Origin of the sequence: Streptomyces sp. AA1529 (genome assembly GCF_000280905.1) — a bacterium.
Taxonomy (GTDB): Bacteria; Actinomycetota; Actinomycetes; order Streptomycetales; family Streptomycetaceae; genus Streptomyces.
The window spans coordinates 82,019-101,010 of the sequence record NZ_ALAP01000094.1; the positions used below are offsets into that span (position 1 = coordinate 82,019).

Annotated in this window: 14 protein-coding genes, 1 tRNA gene and 1 pseudogene; 15 read left to right on the plus strand and 1 reads right to left on the minus strand. The window is 70.5% G+C overall.

The features are described from left to right. Nucleotides 1-95: 95 nt before the first annotated feature. From A949_RS0127815 to A949_RS36855, 15 genes and pseudogenes are all read left to right on the plus strand, one after another. The gene (locus A949_RS0127815; protein WP_019359335.1) at nt 96-1,343 is read left to right on the plus strand and encodes an inositol-3-phosphate synthase; all 1,248 of its coding nucleotides are present in this window, start codon (nt 96-98) and stop codon (nt 1,341-1,343) included. Next, nucleotides 1,340-2,272 carry an SCO3242 family prenyltransferase gene (locus A949_RS0127820; RefSeq protein ID WP_019359336.1) on the plus strand — a complete coding sequence of 311 codons (933 nt, stop codon included), beginning with the start codon at nt 1,340-1,342 and terminating at the stop codon, nt 2,270-2,272. The genes A949_RS0127815 and A949_RS0127820 overlap by 4 nt, the downstream gene beginning before the upstream one ends. Beyond that, nucleotides 2,269-3,189, plus strand: coding sequence for a sugar phosphate isomerase/epimerase family protein (locus tag A949_RS34815; protein WP_019359337.1), 921 nt, complete (start codon nt 2,269-2,271; stop codon nt 3,187-3,189). Before A949_RS0127820 ends, A949_RS34815 begins: the two co-directional genes overlap by 4 nt. Beyond that, nucleotides 3,183-4,004, plus strand: coding sequence for an EboA domain-containing protein (locus A949_RS34820; protein WP_019359338.1), 822 nt, complete (start codon nt 3,183-3,185; stop codon nt 4,002-4,004). Before A949_RS34815 ends, A949_RS34820 begins: the two co-directional genes overlap by 7 nt. A gap of 46 nt (nt 4,005-4,050) precedes the next feature. Further along, nucleotides 4,051-4,926 carry a TatD family hydrolase gene (locus A949_RS0127835; protein ID WP_019359339.1) on the plus strand — a complete coding sequence of 292 codons (876 nt, stop codon included), beginning with the start codon at nt 4,051-4,053 and terminating at the stop codon, nt 4,924-4,926. A gap of 13 nt (nt 4,927-4,939) precedes the next feature. Then, entirely contained in the window at nt 4,940-6,121 is a 1,182-nt protein-coding gene (eboE, locus tag A949_RS0127840; protein WP_019359340.1) for a metabolite traffic protein EboE, read from the plus strand. Further along, on the plus strand, nt 6,118-7,521 hold the full coding sequence (locus A949_RS0127845) for a nucleotide pyrophosphatase/phosphodiesterase family protein (RefSeq protein WP_019359341.1): 1,404 nt from the start codon (nt 6,118-6,120) through the stop codon (nt 7,519-7,521). The genes eboE and A949_RS0127845 overlap by 4 nt, the downstream gene beginning before the upstream one ends. Beyond that, entirely contained in the window at nt 7,518-8,579 is a 1,062-nt protein-coding gene (locus tag A949_RS0127850) for a sugar phosphate isomerase/epimerase family protein (protein WP_019359342.1), read from the plus strand. The genes A949_RS0127845 and A949_RS0127850 overlap by 4 nt, the downstream gene beginning before the upstream one ends. Before the next feature lie 147 nt (nt 8,580-8,726). After that, nucleotides 8,727-8,811 (plus strand) — tRNA-Leu (locus A949_RS0127855). A gap of 1,015 nt (nt 8,812-9,826) precedes the next feature. Continuing rightward, on the plus strand, nt 9,827-10,114 hold the full coding sequence (locus tag A949_RS36850) for a hypothetical protein (protein WP_019359344.1): 288 nt from the start codon (nt 9,827-9,829) through the stop codon (nt 10,112-10,114). 32 nt (nt 10,115-10,146) lie between these two features. Beyond that, a complete protein-coding gene (locus tag A949_RS35780; protein WP_158687644.1) occupies nt 10,147-10,815 on the plus strand; it encodes a hypothetical protein in 669 nt (222 codons plus the stop codon). A gap of 69 nt (nt 10,816-10,884) precedes the next feature. After that, nucleotides 10,885-11,283, plus strand: coding sequence for a hypothetical protein (locus A949_RS0127875; RefSeq protein WP_019359346.1), 399 nt, complete (start codon nt 10,885-10,887; stop codon nt 11,281-11,283). 24 nt (nt 11,284-11,307) lie between these two features. Next, nucleotides 11,308-15,507 (plus strand): DUF6531 domain-containing protein, encoded by a 4,200-nt coding sequence (locus A949_RS0127880; RefSeq protein WP_019359347.1) that lies wholly within the window; start codon nt 11,308-11,310, stop codon nt 15,505-15,507. A gap of 143 nt (nt 15,508-15,650) precedes the next feature. Further along, nucleotides 15,651-15,872, plus strand: a complete 222-nt coding sequence (locus A949_RS38305; RefSeq protein ID WP_158687645.1) for a hypothetical protein — start codon at nt 15,651-15,653, stop codon at nt 15,870-15,872. 118 nt (nt 15,873-15,990) lie between these two features. After that, nucleotides 15,991-16,754: pseudogene (locus tag A949_RS36855) on the plus strand (transposase family protein). 617 nt (nt 16,755-17,371) lie between these two features. Here A949_RS36855 and A949_RS0127895 read toward each other — a convergent pair. After that, nucleotides 17,372-18,661, minus strand: coding sequence for a PAS domain S-box protein (locus tag A949_RS0127895; protein WP_026005097.1), 1,290 nt, complete (start codon nt 18,659-18,661; stop codon nt 17,372-17,374). Nucleotides 18,662-18,992 lie beyond the last annotated feature (331 nt).

Sequence of the window (18,992 nt, forward strand, 5' to 3'; positions counted from 1 at the left end):
CGCCCGGCCCGGCCGCCGCCGGGCGGGGGCGTGGCCGGCCCCGCGTCCCCGCCCGCCCGCGGCCCTTCGTACGCAGCAGCATCAGGGAGGACACCGTGACCGACCGCACCGACAGCTCCGACGTCCGGCCGCCCCGCACCGGGGTGTGGCTCATCGGCGCCAGGGGCTCCGTGGCGACCACCGCGATCACCGGAGCCGCGGCGCTCGCGGCCCGGTTGCATCCACCCGTCGGGATGGTCACCGAGACCGACCCCTTCGCCGATGCCGCCCTGCCACCGTTGGACTCCCTCGTCTTCGGCGGACACGACACCGCCTCCTGCCCGCTCCCCAAGCGGGCCGAGGCGCTCGCCGACGCCGGCGTCCTCCCGCACGGGCTGCCCGCGGCGGTGCGTGCCGAACTCGCCGCCGCCGACGCCGCCCTCCGCCCCGGCGCCCCGGCGGCCGGACCCGCCGCGGAGGACGCCGGCGCCGAGGAGGAACTGATCGCCGGATACGCGGCCGACCTCACCGAGTTCACCCGCACCCACGGCCTGGCCCGCACCGTGGTGATCAATGTGGCCAGCACCGAGCCGCCCCCGCCCGACCCCGGGGAGACACCGGGCGGCGCGCACACCCCGCTGCCGCCCAGCTCCCGGTACGCGGCAGCGGCCCTGCGCGCCGGATGCCCCTACGTCAACTTCACCCCGTCCGCCGGCCTCCACCACCCCCGGCTGGCCGCAGCCGCCCGTACCGCCCGCCTCCCGTACGCGGGCCGGGACGGCAAGACCGGGCAGACCCTGCTCCGGTCGGTCCTGGCCCCGATGTTCGCGCAGCGCGCGCTGGCCGTACGGGCCTGGAGCGGCACCAACCTGCTCGGCGGCGGGGACGGCGCGGCACTCGCCGACCCCGCGGCCGCTGCCGCCAAGAACGCGGGCAAGGCGCGGGTCCTGGCCGACAACCTCGGCACCCTCCCGGAAGGAGAGGTGCACATCGACGACGTACCGGCGATGGGCGACTGGAAGACCGCCTGGGACCACATCGCCTTCGACGGCTTCCTCGGCTCCCGCATGACGCTGCAGACCACCTGGCAGGGCTGTGACTCGGCGCTCGCCGCCCCGCTCGTCCTCGACCTGGCCCGGCTGCTCGCCCGCGCCGACGAACGCGGCCTCACCGGCCCGGTGCCCGGACTGGGCTTCTACTTCAAGGACCCCGACAGCGGTCCGGCCGACCTGCCGGGCCAGTGGCGGGCCCTGCTCGACCTCGCCCGCGGCTTCCGGCGCGGGCCGGGGGACGCCGCCGGAGTGGACGAGCGTGCCGCGTCCGCCGACGGCGCGTCCGCCGACGGCGCCGGGTCCGCCCGGTGACCGGCCGAGCAGCCGCCTGGGCGCAACTCCTGCGGATCTCCGCGGTCTCGACCGTGCCCGGCGACGTGGTGGTCGGCGCCGTGGCGGTCGGCAGCGGCCCGGGCCGGGGGACAGCGCTGGCCGCAGGGGCCTCGCTGTGCCTGTACGAGGCGGGCATGGCGCTCAACGACTGGGCCGACCAGGAGGAGGACGCCCGCGAGCGACCGCAGCGGCCGCTGCCCTCCGGCCGCATCCGGCCGGGGGCTGCCCTCGCGGCCGCGACCGGACTGACCGCGGCCGGACTGGCGTCGGCCGCCCGCGCCGGGCGCCTCCCGCTCCTCACGGCCACCGCGCTGGCCACCACCGTGTGGGCGTACGACCTCCGCCTCAAGCACACCGCGGCCGGTCCCGCCGCCATGGCGGCGGCCCGCTCCCTGGACGTGCTCCTGGGCGCGGCGGCCATCGAGCGCCCCTCCGCACCCGGGACCGACGGCACACCCGCACCCCCGCCCAGGCCCGGCCCCGCACCGGTGCTGGGCGCGGCCGCCCTCATGGGGGCACACACCCTCGCGGTCACCTCCGTCTCCCGGCGCGAGGCGGAAGGCGGTGCCCCCGCGGTGCCGCTCGCGGCACTGGGCGCGGTGGCGGCGACCACCGCCGTGCTGGCCCGGCAGCGGGCACCGCTGACCCTCGCGGCGAGCGCCGCCTACGCGGCGGCAGCCGCCCGACCGCTGGCACACGCCGCGCTCAACCCCTCGCCGCCGCTGCTCCAGCGAGCGGTGGGCGCCGGGATCCGCGCCATGATCCCGCTCCAGGCCGCACTCACCGCACGTGCCTGCCGTCCCTCCACCCCGCCGCGGGTCAGGACCGGGGCTTCGCTCTCCGCCGCCGCACTGCTCGGCCTGCTGCCCGTCGCCCGCCGTCTCTCCCGGAAGGTCAGCCCCACATGACCCCGTCCAGGAACGCCCCCGCACTGCGCTACGCCTACGGCACCAACGGGCTGGCCGACCTGCGGCTCGAGGACGCCCTCGGACTGCTCGCCGACCTCGGATACGCGGGCGTCGGGCTGACGCTCGACCACATGCACCTCGACCCTCTCGCCCCCCGGCTCCCGGCCCGCACCGCCGAGGTGGGCCGCGCGCTGGCCCGCCACGGGCTGACGGCCACCGTCGAGACCGGCGCGCGCTATGTGCTCGACGCGCGCCGCAAACACCACCCCACGCTGCTCGACCCGGACGCGGATGCCCGCACCGCCCGCACCGACCTGCTGCTCAAGGCCGTACGCGTCGCCGCCGATCTCGGCGCCCACGCCGTGCACTGCTTCAGCGGCCCCCTGCCGACCGGCACGGACCCGGAGACCGGCTGGAAACGGCTGGCGGACGGCGTCGGCACGGTGCTGGACGCCGCGGGCGCGGCGGGCCTCCCGGTGGCCATCGAGCCGGAGCCCGGCCACCTGCTCGGGGACCTGGCCGGGTTCCACCGGCTGCGCACCGCACTCGGCAGCCCCGAACTCCTCGGCGTCACCCTCGACATCGGACACTGCCAGTGCCTGGAACCGCGCCCCCCGGCCGACTGTGTCCGGCAGGCGGCACCCTGGCTGCGGCATGTGCAGATCGAGGACATGCGGCGCGGCGACCACACGCACCTGCCGTTCGGCGACGGCGAGATCGACTTCCCGCCGGTGCTGGCGGCGCTGCGCGAGGCGGACTACGACGGCCTGGTCACCGTCGAACTGCCCCGCGACTCGCATGCCGGCCCCGCACGCGCCGCCGACTCGTTCGCGTTCCTGACCGCCGCCGAGGCCGAAGCCGGGACGGCGGCACCGGCACGGCACGGCACCCTGCCGCAGGAGGAGATCCCGTGCTGACCCCGCTCGCCTCCCTGCGCACCGCCCTGGAGCTGCGACTGGCCGCGGAGCCCCGTGCCTGGCTGCACCGGGCGCTGGCCGAAGCGGCGGACGACCGGCACCGCACGGACCCGGACACCCCGCCGGCCGGTGTCCGGCGGACCGCGAGCCCACCGTCCGGCACCCCGACCCCGGCGACCCGCACCCGCTCCGTGCCCCGCCTCCCGCGCTGGGAGCTGCACTTCGCCCGCGCCGGCCGCACCTGCCGCGGGGCGGCCGCGGACAGCACCGAGGTGCCGGACCCGGTCGACGTGGCCCGCGTCCTCATCCTGCACGCGGCCGCCCCCGGCATCCAGGAGCTGACCCGGCTCTACCGGCACGGCACCGGCGACGAGCGGCGGGCCGTCCTGCTGGCCCTGCCGCACCTGGACCCGCCGCCCGAACCGGCGGCGGCCCTCGAACTGGTCGAGGACGCGTTGCGGACCAACGACACCCGGCTGATCGCCGCGGCGCTCGGACCGTACGCCGCAGCACACCTGGACGCGCACCAGTGGCGGCACGGCGTGCTCAAGTGCCTGTTCACCGGCGTACCGCTGAGCGCGCTGGCCGGGCTGGCACACCGCGCCTCGGGGGACGAGGAACTCGCCCGGATGCTGGAGGACTACGCGCACGAGCGCACCGCGGCGGGCCGCTCCGTGCCCGAGGACCTCGACCGCGCGCTGCGGCTCGCCCGGCTCGCGGCGCCGGGGGAGACCGGCAGGACCACGTCCTCCCACCCGCCACGCCCGGCCCCCGCACCACCGCCGACCCCGCCCCGCCCGTCCCCCGAGCCGTAGCCAGCCGCGCGCCACAGCAGCGCCCGGAGCGAGGAGCGTGACGCCCATGACCAGGCCGACCCGCCGCATCTTCGACCCGCACATCCACATGACGTCCCGCACCACCGACGACTACGCCGCGATGTACGCCTCCGGGGTACGGGCCCTGGTCGAGCCCTCCTTCTGGCTCGGCCAGCCGCGCACCTCGCCCGCGACATTCCTCGACTATTTCGACGCGCTGCTCGGCTGGGAGCCCTACCGGGCCGCCCAGTACGGCATCGCCCACCACTGCACCCTCGCGCTCAACCCGAAGGAGGCCAACGATCCGCGCTGCCTCCCGGTACTGGACGAACTCCCGCGCTACCTCCTCAAGGACGGCGTGGTCGCCGTCGGCGAGATCGGCTACGACTCGATGACCCCGGCGGAGGACGACGCACTGGCCGCACAGCTCCAACTCGCCCACGACCACGAACTGCCGGCCCTCGTCCACACCCCGCACCGGGACAAGGCCGCCGGGCTGGCCCGCACCCTCGACGTGCTCCGGGAATCCCCGCTGGCTCCCGAGCGGGTGCTGCTCGACCACCTCAACGAGACGACGGTGGGCGACGCGGCGGACAGCGGCTGCTGGCTGGGCTTCTCCATCTACCCCGACACCAAGATGGACCCCGACCGGATGGTCCGCATCCTGCGGGTGCACGGCACCGAGCGCGTGCTGGTCAACTCCGCCGCCGACTGGGGGCACAGCGACCCGCTCAAGACCGGCCACGTCGCCGACGCCATGCTCGCCGCGGGCTTCGAGGACGACGACGTCGACCGAGTGCTGTGGCGCAACCCCGTCGCCTTCTACGGCCAGAGCGGACGCCTCGCCCTGGACGTCCCGCCGCCCGGCGCGCGCGAGCAGCACCTGTTCCAGGGCAACTCCATCCTGCGCGGCGGAGAGTGAGGAGAGCGCGGTTATGCGATTCCGGCACCCCGACGGCACCACGGTCCACCTCGCCTACTGCACCAACGTCCACGCGGCCGAACAGCTCGACGGCGTACTGGAGCAACTCACCGCATACGCCGAGCCCGTACGCCGCAGACTGCACCGGGACCGGCTCGGCATCGGCCTGTGGCTCGCCCGCGACGCGGCCCGCACCCTCACCGACGACCCGGCGGCCGTCCGGCGGCTGCGCTCCGGACTGGACCGGGCGGGACTGGAGGTCGTCACCCTCAACGGCTTCCCCTACCAGGGCTTCGGCAACGAACACGTCAAGTACCGCGTCTACCGGCCCGACTGGACCGACGACGCCCGCCTGGAGCACACCACCGACCTGGCCCGGCTGCTGGCCGCACTGCTCCCGGACGACGTCCGCGAAGGCAGCGTCTCCACCCTCCCGCTCGCCTGGCGCACCGGCTTCGACGCCGAGGCCCGGCACCGCGCACTGACCCGGCTGCACGCCCTCGCCGCCCGGCTGGACGCACTGGAGGAGCTGACCGGCCGCTCCATCCGGGTCGGACTGGAACCCGAGCCCGGCTGCACGGTCGAGACCACAGCCGACCTGGTCCAGGCACTCGCCCAGGAGGACGGCCCGCCCGCGCACCGGATCGGCGGCTGCCTGGACACCTGCCACCTGGCCACCGCCTTCGAGGACCCGGCCAAGGCGCTGGCCGCGCTCGCCGAGGCGGGGCTGCCCGTGGTCAAGTCCCAGCTCTCCGCCGCGCTGCACGCCGAGCACCCGGACCGGCCCGAGGTGCGCGCCGCACTCGCGGAGTTCGCCGAACCCCGCTTCCTGCACCAGACCCGCGCCCGCACCCCGGACGGAACCCTCCGCGCCACCGACGACCTCGACCGGGCCCTGGCCCCCGGAGCCCTGCCCACCGGCGGGCCCTGGCGCTCCCACTTCCACGTACCGCTGCACGCCCCCCTCGACCCCCCGCTGACCGCCACCACCGACGTGCTCGGCGAGACCCTCGGCCATCTGGTCGGCGGCCCCACCCCGCTGACCCGGCACCTGGAGGTGGAGACCTACACCTGGCAGGCCCTCCCGGCGGCACTGCGCCCCACCACCCGCGCGCAGCTCGCCGACGGCCTCGCCGCCGAACTGTCCACCGCACGCGACCTGCTGACCGGCCTCGGCCTCAAGGAGCTGCCGTGACCACCCCGCTGCTGGTCATCGACGTCGTCGGACTGACCCCCGCGCTGCTGACCCACATGCCCCACCTGCGCGCCCTGGCCCGGGACGGTGCACAGGCCCCCCTCGGCACCGTCCTGCCCGCCGTCACCTGCGCCGCCCAGTCCACCTTCCTCACCGGGGAACTCCCCGCCCGGCACGGCATCGTCGGCAACGGCTGGTACTTCCGCGAACTCGGTGACGTGCTGCTGTGGCGGCAGCACAACGCGCTGGTCGGCGGCGAGAAGCTCTGGCACGCGGCCCGCGCCCGGCAGCCCGGCTACACGGTGGCCAACATCTGCTGGTGGTACGCGATGGGCGCGGACACCGACTGGACCGTCACCCCCCGCCCCGTCTACTACGCCGACGGCCGCAAGGAGCCGGACTGCTACACCCGGCCCCCGGCCCTGCACGACGAACTGGTCGCCGAACTCGGCGACTTCCCGCTGTTCACCTTCTGGGGCCCGGGCGCGAACCTGACGTCCTCGCAGTGGATCATCGACGCCACCCGCCACATCCTGCGCACCCGGCACCCCGACCTCGCACTGTGCTACGTGCCCCACCTCGACTACGACCTCCAGCGCCACGGCCCCGACGACCCGCGCGCCCACCGCGCCGCCGCCGACGTGGACGCCGCCCTCGCCCCACTGCTCGCCGACGCGCGCGCCGAGGGCCGCACCGTCGTCGCCCTCTCCGAGTACGGCATCACCCGGGTGCGCCGGCACGTCGACATCAACCGCGCACTGCGCCGCGCCGGACTCCTGGAAGTGCACACCCAGGACGGCATGGAGTACCTGGACCCGTGGACCTCCCGCGCCTTCGCCGTCGCCGACCACCAGCTCGCCCACGTCTACGTCCGCGACCCCGCCGACCTGCCCGCCACCCGCGCGGCACTGGCCGGACTGCCGGGCCTCGAACAGCTCCTGGACGAGACCGGGAAGAAGGAGGCCGGCCTGGACCACCCCCGCTCCGGCGAACTCGTCGCCGTGGCCGAACCCGACGCCTGGTTCACCTACTACTACTGGCTGGACGACCGCCGCGCCCCCGACTTCGCGCAGCTCGTGGAGATCCACCGGAAGCCCGGCTACGACCCCGTCGAGCTGTTCATGGACCCGAACGACCCCTACGTCAAACTCCGCGCCGCCGCCGCACTGGCCCGCAAGAAGACCGGCATGCGCTACCGCATGGCCGTCGTCCCCCTCGACCCCGCTCCGATCCGGGGCAGCCACGGACGGCTCCCGGACCGGACCGAGGACGGCCCCGTACTCCTCTGCTCCCGCGCCGACGCGCTCGGCGACCGCGGGCGGAGCGGGCCGGCCCCCGCCTTCCCCGCCACCGAAGTGAAACGCCTGCTTCTCGACCTCGCACTGGGAGACGCCTCATGAGCAGCAGATCAGCCGACCCGCAGTACGCCGAACTCCACCGCAGGCTGCGCCGCCGCGGCTTCCTCGGCGTCGCCGCGGGCGCCACCGCCGCCACCCTGCTGGGAGCACGCCCCGCCGCCGCCGCACCGCAGTCTGCCGAGGCGGCGGACCACCGGGGCTGCCGCCCGATCGTCCCGCGCGGCAAGTTGGGCATTCAGCTCTACACCCTCCGCGACCAGGTCCAGCAGCTCGGCTTCGGCCCCGTCTTCCGGGAACTGGAGCGCTACGGCTACGACTCGGTCGAGTTCGCCGGCTACACGCAGGGCACCGGCGACCTCACCCTCCGGCAGCTCAAGCACCTCATGCGGGAGCACGGCCTGCGCGGCATCGGCAGCCACGTCGGCTACTACTCCGCCGACCCGGCCGCCTACACCTTCGCCACCCAACTGGAGAAGGTCGTCGACGACGCGGCAGCGCTCGGACTGCCCCATGTGGGCACGGCCGCCAGTCCGGACCGCTACGGCCGCACCGTGGACGGCTGGAAGCGCGCCGCTGAGGACTTCAACACCTACGGGGCGGCGGCACGCGCCCGCGGACTGACCTTCTACCAGCACAACCACCAGATGGAGTTCGGCTTCGCCGAGGACAAGCCCCACGTGCGCCTCTACGACGTGCTGCTCGCCGAGACCGACCCGGAACTGGTCCACCTGGAGATGGACATCTACTGGGCCTACGCCGGACAGCACCGCTTCAGCGTCCGCCCCGACGGCACCCCGGCCCCCTTCGACCCGCTCGACTACGTACTGGCGGCCCCGCACCGCTACCCGCTCTTCCACGTCAAGGACGGCGAGCACGACGAAGCGTCACCGGACGGCTACCACATGGTCGACGTCGGTGACGGCGACATCGACTACGAGCACTTCATCGGTACCGTCCTCAGACGCCACCGGGGCCGCCGCACGGACCACCACTGGCTGATGGAGCGCGACGACGCCGTCGACCCCGACGCCAACCCGGCCGGTTCCTTCAGCTCGGCCCGCCGCTCCGCCGCCTACCTGCGCGGCAGGCGCCACCGGTGACGCCCCTCGCCCAGGAGCCGTGAGGCTCATTCGCCAGTGTTTGGGGCAAAAGGTGCGAATCGCCAGGAAACCCAGGTGAGAAGCACTCCCAACCCTTGGTATCGTTACGGCCGTCGCCACGGCACCCAACCTCCGTGGCGCGGCCCGGTCCGGGTGGCGGAATGGTAGACGCGCTAGCTTGAGGTGCTAGTGCCCTTTATCGGGCGTGGGGGTTCGAGTCCCCCCTCGGACACTCACCATCTGCACGTCGTGTGCGGACGCATATGGGCCGTGACTCGACAGTCACGGCCCTTTTGCTGTGGTCGTAGGTGAGGGTGAGCCCGAAGGCCGCGTAGAGCGGGGCTTTGCGTTCGGGGGCGGCCTGCTGGAGCCGCACCCCCGGTGCTCCTCCCGGGCCGCACGCGTGTGCCGTAGCAGTCACCGCCAGTTCCGAGTGCGCCGACGCGCCGCCTGCGGATCTGCTGGGACATCCACGAAGCGTTCCTCGAACTGGCCTGCTGCGTGATATTACCTACCGACGCGTCGGCGCGTTGTGTTGGCTCCTCTTGCTGGGGTCGGGGTCTTAGCGCCGTCGACGACGAGCAGGTTGTCTTCGAAAATGAGGTCCTTGGCATCTCCCCGTCAACCGATCGGGCTTGTTGGCCCTGCTCGACTGCGCCGCCATGATCGCCCCGGAGTCCAATGAACACAGGCTCGATGAGCCAAGAGAGCTCCCTATCGCCTGCTATGCGGCGTTACGCGACCTGGGGCTAGCGTCCTCCCCTGCCGCCAGGGTCACCGAGTGATTACACTCAAGTGCTTTTCGGGTCGCGGGAGGATCGAGCGAGATTCAGGCCGACCGCACGGCGTCACCAGCCTGTCACTTTGGAGTTGAGCACGGTGAGCAAGCGAACCTTTCGTACAGCCACGTTCGTTGCGATGGCCGCCGCTGTCTCGCTCGGCCTGTCAGCCTGCGGAAGCGACGGCGACTCTGACGCGCAGAAGTCCGATGAGATCGCGGACAAGGACGAGGCCAAGCCCTCCTCCACCCCGTCACCTTCGAAGGCCCCAGCGTCTCGGGCTCCACGCTTCGAATTCCCCAAGGGGGTCGAAGTTCTCATCGACTCTGATGAGACCGGTGACAAACAGCAGGACGAGGTACTGCGCGAGCACGGCTACGCGGTCAAGGCGATCTACCTGGCGTTCGCCAAGGCGGATCCGGAGCTTGCGCTCATGCAACGGTATGTATGGGACCGTGCGGCTGAGGTATGGCGCGGAACATCGCCGATTACAAGAAGGACGGCAAGAGCATCACGGGGGCGATTCGCGTCTACGACCGTTCCATGCGGATGCAGACCAGGACCATGGCCACCGTCACCTACTGCACGAGCGATCGGGACGCTTACGCCAAGAAGATCTCCTCGGGCAAGATCCTGCGCACCCGGCCGAGCAAGGACGCCTTCTCCCAGTACACGGACGGGCTCGAGAAGAAGGACGGCATCTGGAGGATCCACAGGGCGACATCGCAGATGGGTGTCGCCGCATGCGCGCGTTGACAAGGGTACGAGTCGGTATCGTCACGAGCACAGTGACCGGAATCTTCACGTTCTTAGTCGCCCGCGCGGGGGCCGCTATAGGCGACGGCAAGCAGGTCGATCCGCCGGGGGATGTGGGAACCTCGGACCGCATTCAGAGCAGGGCAGAAATCACGACGCACAATTCGCCGAGGTCTGGTACCCCGATGGTGCCTGTCGGTGGAGCCGGCTGGGCCCCGCCGGGGTGTTGGTATGAGCCGCAGTTCACGACGAAAGAGTTTCAGAGGTTCGCCAAAGAGCAGGGCATGGGGCCTGATGGGTACGGGCGCCCCGCTGGACCGGTCTGGGTCACCGCCAGCATCGACTACCTCGGCCTGGATATCGCCGCAACGACCATTGCCACCCCCAAGTCCCTCAAGGCCGATGCCGGCACACACGAAGCGGCCCCGCATACCTGCACGCACGACCTGGAAGAGGTCAAGGGCGGCTATCAGGTCGATTCGAAGGGGGCCGACTGCAACATCAGCTACAAGCGGGCCTCCGGGGATGGCGGCCAGCACGGCACATACCCGTTCAAAGCCTCCCTGGTCTGGGACGTAGCCTGGACCGACTCCGCCAGCCCCGACGGCCCGCCAGTTGGCGACCCGCCCCTCCCGGACGGACAGTCCACCTACGAGCAGGACGTGACCGTCAGGGAAATCCAGTCCATCGTCCGCGATTGATCGCGCGGTCGGCTGTCTCGACCAGCTATGCAGGAGGTTGCCTTGTCGCACGGTGAAGAACCTGCGCGGATGCAGTTGAATCACGCCACCAGTTCGGACTACGGGGCGGGGGCCACCAAGGGCGGGGAGGTGCTGGGGATCGAAGTGCCGGAGTTGAAGCTGGCGGCTCCGGTCTTCGGCAAGCAGAGCAAGAAGCTGAGCCGGGCACTGACGACGCTGATCACCACGCTGGACGGTCTGGGCGAACCGTGGGGCGACGACCCTGTGGGTGAGAACTTCGCGAAGGATTACAAGCCGTACCAGCGGTCCCTCGAAGAGGCGGTGGGGGTGTTGGTGCTCGGGTTGGTGAGTATCCATGAGGCGCTTGACGACATGAAGGACGGGCATGTCGACAACGAGGACTTGATCAAGGGGATGTTCACCAAAGCTGCCCGTGACCGCGGTGACCGGGACGCGGACGGCAAGTAGCACCACACAGGGGGGCGACGGCGCGTGAGCGCTCTGGAGAAGGCGTGGGAGATCCTCGAGCGGATGGGCCTGATCTGGCCCGACGGGGACGAGGGCAAGCTGCGGGACGCGGCCAAGGCATGGCGCGCGTTCGCCAAGGACGCCGAGGAGGTGCAGGGGGACACCAACCACTCGGCGCAGCGGATCCTGGAGGTCAACAGCGGCGAAGCCGTCGACGCGTTCGAGACGTTCTGGTCCCGCTATGTCGGCAGGGGAGAGAAGGGCTGGCTGCGCAGCCTGCCCGAAGCGGCCCGGGACATGGCCAAGATGCTCGACGAACTCGCCGATGACATCGACGGCACGAAGAAGCAGATCCGCAGCGAGATCGTGGGCAGCGCGGCGGTGATCGCGGCCGGGATCGTGCTGACCGGCCCCACCCTCGGGGCCTCCGACGCGGCGGCGGCAGCAGCGGCGACCGGGATCGTCACCCTCAGCATCGAGAAGTCCACATCCCTGGCCACACGCGCCGCGGCGTTGGTCGCGCGTATCGCGCGGGGTGCGGTCTTCGCCGGGGTGAGCAGTGTCGCCATGGACCTGGCCGTGGCACAGCCGGCACGCATCCTGGCCGGACAGCAGGACGGGATCAGCCTGGAGGAGGTCAGCAACGCCGCGAAGTACGGCACCCTGACCGGCGCGGTCCTGGGCCCCTTCGCCCCCGGACCGGGGGCGAGACCACCGATGATGCGCCCGCCGGCCTCGCTGCGCGAGAAGCTGATCCCGGGCAAGTCCTCGCGGCCGACGGAGAAGGTGCCGGGCGCCGGTGAGCCGGTGGATGTCGCCACCGGGGCGATGTTCATGCAGCTGACCGACCTGTCCCTGCCGGCGTCGCTGCCGCTGGACTTCACCCGTACCCACGTCTCCTCCTACCGGGCCGGGGTGTGTTTCGGCCCGAGCTGGTCCTCCACCCTGGACGAACAGGTCCAACTCGACGCGCAAGGCGTCGTTTTCGCGGCCGCCGACGGCATGCGGCTGGTCTACCCCGTCCCCGAGCCGGGCGTACCCGTCCTGCCGGGGAAAGGCCCGCGCTGGCCCCTGGAATGGGACGGCAAGCCCGACGGCGTGCTGACGGTCACCGACCCCGACAGCGGCGTCACCCGCACTTTCGCCCACCCCGGCCCCACCCAGGAGGAGACAACACTGCGCCTGCCGGTGGAATCCTGGCAGGACCGCAACGGCGCCCGCATCGAGGTGGACCGCGACACGCAGGGGATACCCAGCGCGATGCGCCACTCCGGCGGCTACCACCTCGCCCTCGAGACCGAGGGACAGCGGATCACCGCCCTGCGGCTGCTGGAGGAGGCCCCCTCACCGTATGAGCGGGAGCAGGCGCCGGCACCGGGCACGCTGGTGATGCGCTACGGATACGACGAGGCCGGCAATCTGGCCGAGGTCATCAACTCCAGCGGCAAGGCGATGCGCTTCACCTACGACGGTGAAGGACGCATGCTCTCCTGGACCGACCGCAACGGGGTGTGGTGCCGCTTCACCTACGACGAAGCAGGCCGCACGGTCCGCACCGAGGGCACCGACGGCATCTACAACGACACCTTCACCTACGACGACGCCACCCGCACCACCACCTACACCGACTCGCACGGTCACAGCACCGTCTTCCGGTACAACGACGACGGCCAAGTCACCACCGAAACCGACCCACTGGGCAACACCACCCACACCGAATGGGACGCACGCGGCCACGACCGCCTCTCCCACACCGACGCACTCGGCCACACCACGCGTTACAGCTACGACGAGGCCGGCAACCTGGCCGAGGTACTGCTGCCGGACGGCTCCCGTATGTCCGCGACGTACAACCCACTGCGCCAGCCGACCGAAGTGACGGAACCAGGTGGCGCATGCTGGCAGCACACCTACGACGAACAGGGCAACCTCACGCGCTCGGTGGACCCGGCGGGAGCGGTCAGCCACTACGCATACGACGAGCGGTGCCACCTCACCGCAATCACCGACGCCCTCGGCCACACCCGCCGCATCACCCCGACCCCAGCAGGGCTCCCGGCCACGGTGACCGACGCGCTGGGCCACACCACCCGCATCAGCCGCGATACCTTCGGCCGCATCACCGAGATCACCGACCCTCTCGGACACGTCACGCGCATGGCCTGGACGGTCGAAGGCAAACCGCGCTGGCGCGAAGATGCTGCAGGGGGGCGGGAGAGCTGGGTCTGGGATGCGGAAGGCAACCTGCTCACCCACACCGATCCCGCTGGAAACAGCAGCAGGCACACCCCTGGACCATGGGACATGCCGGTGTCGCGTACGGACGCGGACGGCGCCACATACACTTTCACCTACGACACCACCCTCCGCCTCACCCGGGTGACCAACCCACAGGGCCTGCACTGGGAATACGAGTACGACGCGGCAGGACGCCTCACATCCGAGACGGACTTCAATGGCGCGCACCTGACGTACGAGCCCGACCCTGCAGGGCAGTTGACGGCCCGCACCAACGCGGTAGGCCAGACACTGCGCTATACCCGCGACGCGCTCGGCCGCGTGACCGAGCAGCACGACGAGGACGCGAACACCGTCACCACCTACACCTACAACGCAACGGGCGACCTGATCCGGGCCAGCAGCCCCGACGCCGAGGTTGTCATCGAACGCGATCTGCTGGGCCGCGTGCTGATCGAGACAACCAACGGCCGCACCCTCTCCTACACCTACAACCCGCTCGGCCTCCTGGTTCAGCGCACCACGTCCTCCGGCCTCACCTCCACCTGGACCTACGACGCCGACGGCCGAGCCGTGGAACTGGCCACCGATCACGGCACACTGACCTTTGCCTACGACGCGGCAGGCCGCGAGACCGAACGCCGAACCGGTGACATCTCCCTCATCCAGCAGTGGGACGCGGCCGACCGCCTCACCACGCAGACTGCGAGTTCAGGACCGGAGCTCCTCCAGCACCGCACCTACGCCTACCGCGCCGACGGCTACCTCACCGAGATCAGTGAACTCACTTCCGGCACCCGCCGCTTCGACCTCGACTCCGTCGGTCGGGTCACCGCCGTCAACGCCCACGGGTGGCGTGAGAGCTACGTCTACGACTCGGCGGGCAATCTCTCTACCACACAAGCCCCCGATCACCCTGCACCCGGTGAACGTGGCACCCAGGGCACCCTTCTGCGCCGCGCGGGCCGCACTGCCTACGAGCACGACGCCGCCGGCCGCCTCATCTCCAAGACCCGCTACCTCCTCAACGGCCAGAAGAAGACCTGGACCTACACCTGGAACGCGGAAGACCGCCTGATCGAAGCCGCAACGCCAGACGACGGGCAGTGGACGTATGCCTACGACCCACTGGGCCGTCGCGTCAGCAAGACCGGTCGGAACGGCCGCGCCCTGACCTTCACCTGGGACGGCACCCGCCTGGCAGAACAAACCACCAGCGACGGCCAGACGACCTCCTGGGACTACGCCCCAGCCACCCACCGCCTCCTCACGCAAACTGACCACACACCACTGACTCGCGGACCGGATGGTGGGTCCCTCCTCACGAAACTCGCCAAACCCACTGTCGGCAACCCTCGCTTCTACGCTGTCCTCACCGACCTCACAGGCGCACCCACCGATTTGGTCAGTCCAGACGGCAAGGTGGCATGGCAACACCGCACCACCCTGTGGGGCACCCCTCTCCCATCACCACCCTCCGACACGTCCCCAATCTGCCCCCTCCGCTTCCCCGGCCAATACGCGGACCCAGAAACGGGCCTCAACTACAACTACTTCCGCTACTACGACCCAGAAACCGCCTACTACCTCACCCCCGACCCCCTCGGCCTCGCCCCAGCCCCCAACCCGCACACCTACGTGCACAACCCTCACACCTGGACCGACCCCCTCGGGCTTGCCGGGTGCGGTCAGACGAAGTTGTCACGTGGGGAAAAGGTTGCTGCGGCCGAGGGGGTCGACGATCTCTCACCAGAAGTGCGTAAGAGCCTTACGAACTTCATGCGCAAGAGCCCTGGAGCCGCCGAAGTTCCGCAGATCATCCGGCTCCCTGAGGGTGCCGCTGAATTCAGCTACAAGGTCCCAGGGAGAGTTCCAGGCTCTTATGCTGTGTACCGGAAGAGGGTAGACGCCGAGGGGGCAACAGAGATGGCCTACAAGACCACATTCCTCCCTGACGGTAGTATCGCCCACATCAAATTCAAGTGAGGCCGGTTTCAATGCATTCGATCAATTGCAGGGACGTTCTTACCAGCCTGATCCGATGGGATGCTCCACTGCATGACCTGATCCATGGGGCCAATCAATGCGATGAACATCCGGGATCACCTGTCTACTTGGATCGTTCATATGTGAAGGACGTCCTGCGTCGATGTATCTCCGGAGAGTTGGATGTCGCGGAATTGCCGCAATGGGCTGGAGTTGTTCACATGATGGAGCGCATTGAGATCGATGAACCTGATGAGGCGGACTTTGACCTGCTGACTCAGTTTCTCTTCGAGGTGTCAAGCCCTGAACTATTTGAACCCGTTACTGTCTCCACATGTCAGCGCTGGCTGGATACTCTCGCGTGAGAGTGAGCCGTTTCCAACCTGACGGGTGGTTGGACGCGCGACCCCGGCGGTGGGCATGAAGAAAGCTCCAGGTAGACGGGTTCACGACCAAGATCACCAGTCTGCCAGGAGCTTTCGCGTGCTTGTCTACCCGTCCGGTATCGATCTGTCCAGCCGTGCCCTGCAGCATCTCTCCGGTCTCCTCGCAGGTCACCGACGTCAGATCGGCTCGCGGTGGCGTCGCCTGACTTGTGGCCGACAGGCTCTGCTCGTCCTGGCTCACCTTCGCTGCGGCGGCACGTACGCCCGCCTTGCAGCGGGTTTCCGCGTCGGAATCGCGACGGTCCACCGGTACATACGCGAGGCCGTCGATCTCCTGGCCGCACGCGCGCCCACGCTGGATCAGGCCATGATGGCCGTGCGGAAGAAGGCGTATGTGATCCTCGACGGCACCGTGCTGCCGATCGACCGCATCGCTGCCGGCCGGCCCTTCTACTCCGGGAAACACAGGAAGCACGGCATGAACGTCCAGGTCATCACCGACCCTGCAGGACGCCTGCTGTGGGCTTCGCCCGCTCTGCCCGGAGCCGTCCACGACGTCAGGGCCGCGCGAACCCACGGCATCATCGGCGCCCTGACCGAAGCGGGCGTACGGTGCTGGGCCGACAAGGCATACCGAGGCGTGGGCGGCACCACACGCGTGCCCTACTGGGGCCGACGCTGTCCGCAGGCCAGCAAGCCGTCAACCGCTCACATGCGAAAATCCGCGCACTCGTCGAACAGGCCATGGCCACCCTCAAGACCTGGCGACTCCTGCGCAAGCTGCGATGCTCCACCACCCGCATCACCGCCCTCGTCCAGGCCGTCCTCACCCTCCATCAGGCCAGCTCAGACGCAGGATGAAATAGCCTCAGTACCGGTCTTCCACCACTGACACGTACCCTGACGGCAGCCCGGGCGGTCTACGGCAGCACGAGCGTCCCACTGACCAGCGGCGCGACACCGTGCCCATGGCTCCACACCCCCTTCGGACACTCACCATCTGCACGTCGTGTGCGGACGCATATGGGCCCTGACTCGACAGTCACGGCCCTTTTGCTGTCGTAGGTGAGCGTGAGCCCGAAGGCCGCGTGGAGCGGGGCTTTGCGTTCGGGGGCGGCCTGCTGGAGCCCGTCGGTGAGGTCCCCGAGGTACTTGATGATCTGGGCGATCTGCTGCTCGGTGAGGGGGCGGGCGCCCTTCGGGTTGCGGGTGGCCCGGACGGCGGTGATCTTTCGTTGGGCGGTCCGCTCCGACCAGGAGCCGTCTGCCGTGAACAGTCAGCCGGGCATTATGGCTGGACACAAGCGCCCTTCGTGCGGTGCGGATCCGGCACCTCCACCACACCCCGAGGTCATTGCCCTGACCAAGACCGGCGAGTGTAGACAACGCTGGTACTCGATGCGCCTGGCTCGGTGGCTGTGGGGTCCGGTCGCAGGTCCTCCGGCACCGTGGGCAGTCCTCAGAAGCGGCCGCACGTCTCAGGTGAGGGGGTGGGCGGTCGTGGCAGAGCGCGGGGGCCAGGCGCGGGGGGAGAGGATGCCGAGGACGTAGGCACGGGCGACGAGGGCGGGTCTGGTCGCCGCCCCCAGCAGACCGCGGAGCCGACTGAGGTGGTAGTCGATCGCCTGCCGGGAGAGCCTCAGCGAGGTGGCGATCTCGCCGTTCGTGCTGCCCTCCGCGAGGAGGGAGAGGATGCGGATCTGTGCGGCGGTGAGCGGGGGGTGGGCCTCGTGGGCGAGGCTCTGGTGGGTGACGACGGCCCACACGTGCGCGGCGCGGCCGGCGGACCGGCTCACGGTGGCCAGGTGCAGCTGCGCACGGCGTTGGCGCCCCTGGGAATCGACGAGCACGGCGGAGGTTTCCACGCGTCTGATGCGGCGGGATATCAGCCCCTCCCATGCGAGGCGCAGTTCGCGGAGGTCGGGTGTGGTGGCGAGCAGGGTGTGCGCACGGCGGCCGACGAGGTCGGACAGGCTTGTCCGGAACAGTTCGGCGGTGGCCGTACCCGCCTGCTCGATACGGCCGTTGACCGAGAGCAGCGCGCAGGGCAGCCCGCTGTGGTCGCGCAGCGCCCGCAGGTTCTCCTCGGCCTCCCGGCGCTGGTTCGTGGCGCGGGCGTGCTCGGTGATGTCGACGTAGATCCCGGCGACACATGTCTGGCCGTTCTCCTGGGCGGGGAAGCGGTGGCCGGCCGCCTGCCCTGTGCTGCCGTCCGAGCGGTGATAGCTCAAGTTGTGGCGGACCGGCTTGCCACGGCTGAGGATCTCCTGATCAAGGGCGCGGAACTGCGCGGCGTCGGAGGGGGAGTCCAGGTCCTCGATGTGGCTGCCGACCACCTGTTCCGGTGTGGTGCCGTAGAGGTGCGCGTAGGAGTGGTTGGCCCATAGGTAGCACCCGGCGCGGTCGCGGATGAAGGCCGGTGCCGGGGCGAAGTCGGCGAACTCCGCGAAGGCGGCGTATTGGCGGCCGCCCGCGGGCTGTGCATCGGCCTCCACCGCGAGCCCGCGGGTGAAGTTCTGGCCCTGGCTCTCGGCCCGGGGCGATCTCACATCGAAGGTCCGGCCGCCGAACTGGATCCGACAACGGCCGTTTTCCAAGGAGCGGCGCGGCGAGGACATCTCCTGGCGCAGGTGGTCGAGGAAGCGCTGCGCGGTGAGCAGGTCCGCGAAGGCGCCGCCGCCCCTCTCCAGGATGTGCCACTGCTCGTCGACCTCCCACCAGAACACGGAGAGGCGCTCCAGCAGCGCTTTGAGACTGGAATCGTCCACGACGGCCTTCCCCTCCATGTTCCCACCGACCGGCTGGAGGCGACACCGCGATGTCTATCCCGTGCGGGTCCCGCCCATGCCCGGTTCTCGGCCATCCGCGAGTTGTGACCGCATCCCCGGTGAGGCGCGCCAGATGTGATCACGGATCTTCGTCTTCGCTCAACGATGTCTGCAACTTTGGCATTTGCCTGATCGCTGCCTGCCTCCTGCGGCACTTCTGGGTCCCACAGCCTGATTCCCTTGAGTGTGTTGCCAGTTACCCGTCGTGATCTACACGGGTTGCGTCACCCGCGTGTCCCGGTCGGAGACGGAGAGCGGGACAACGCAGGCG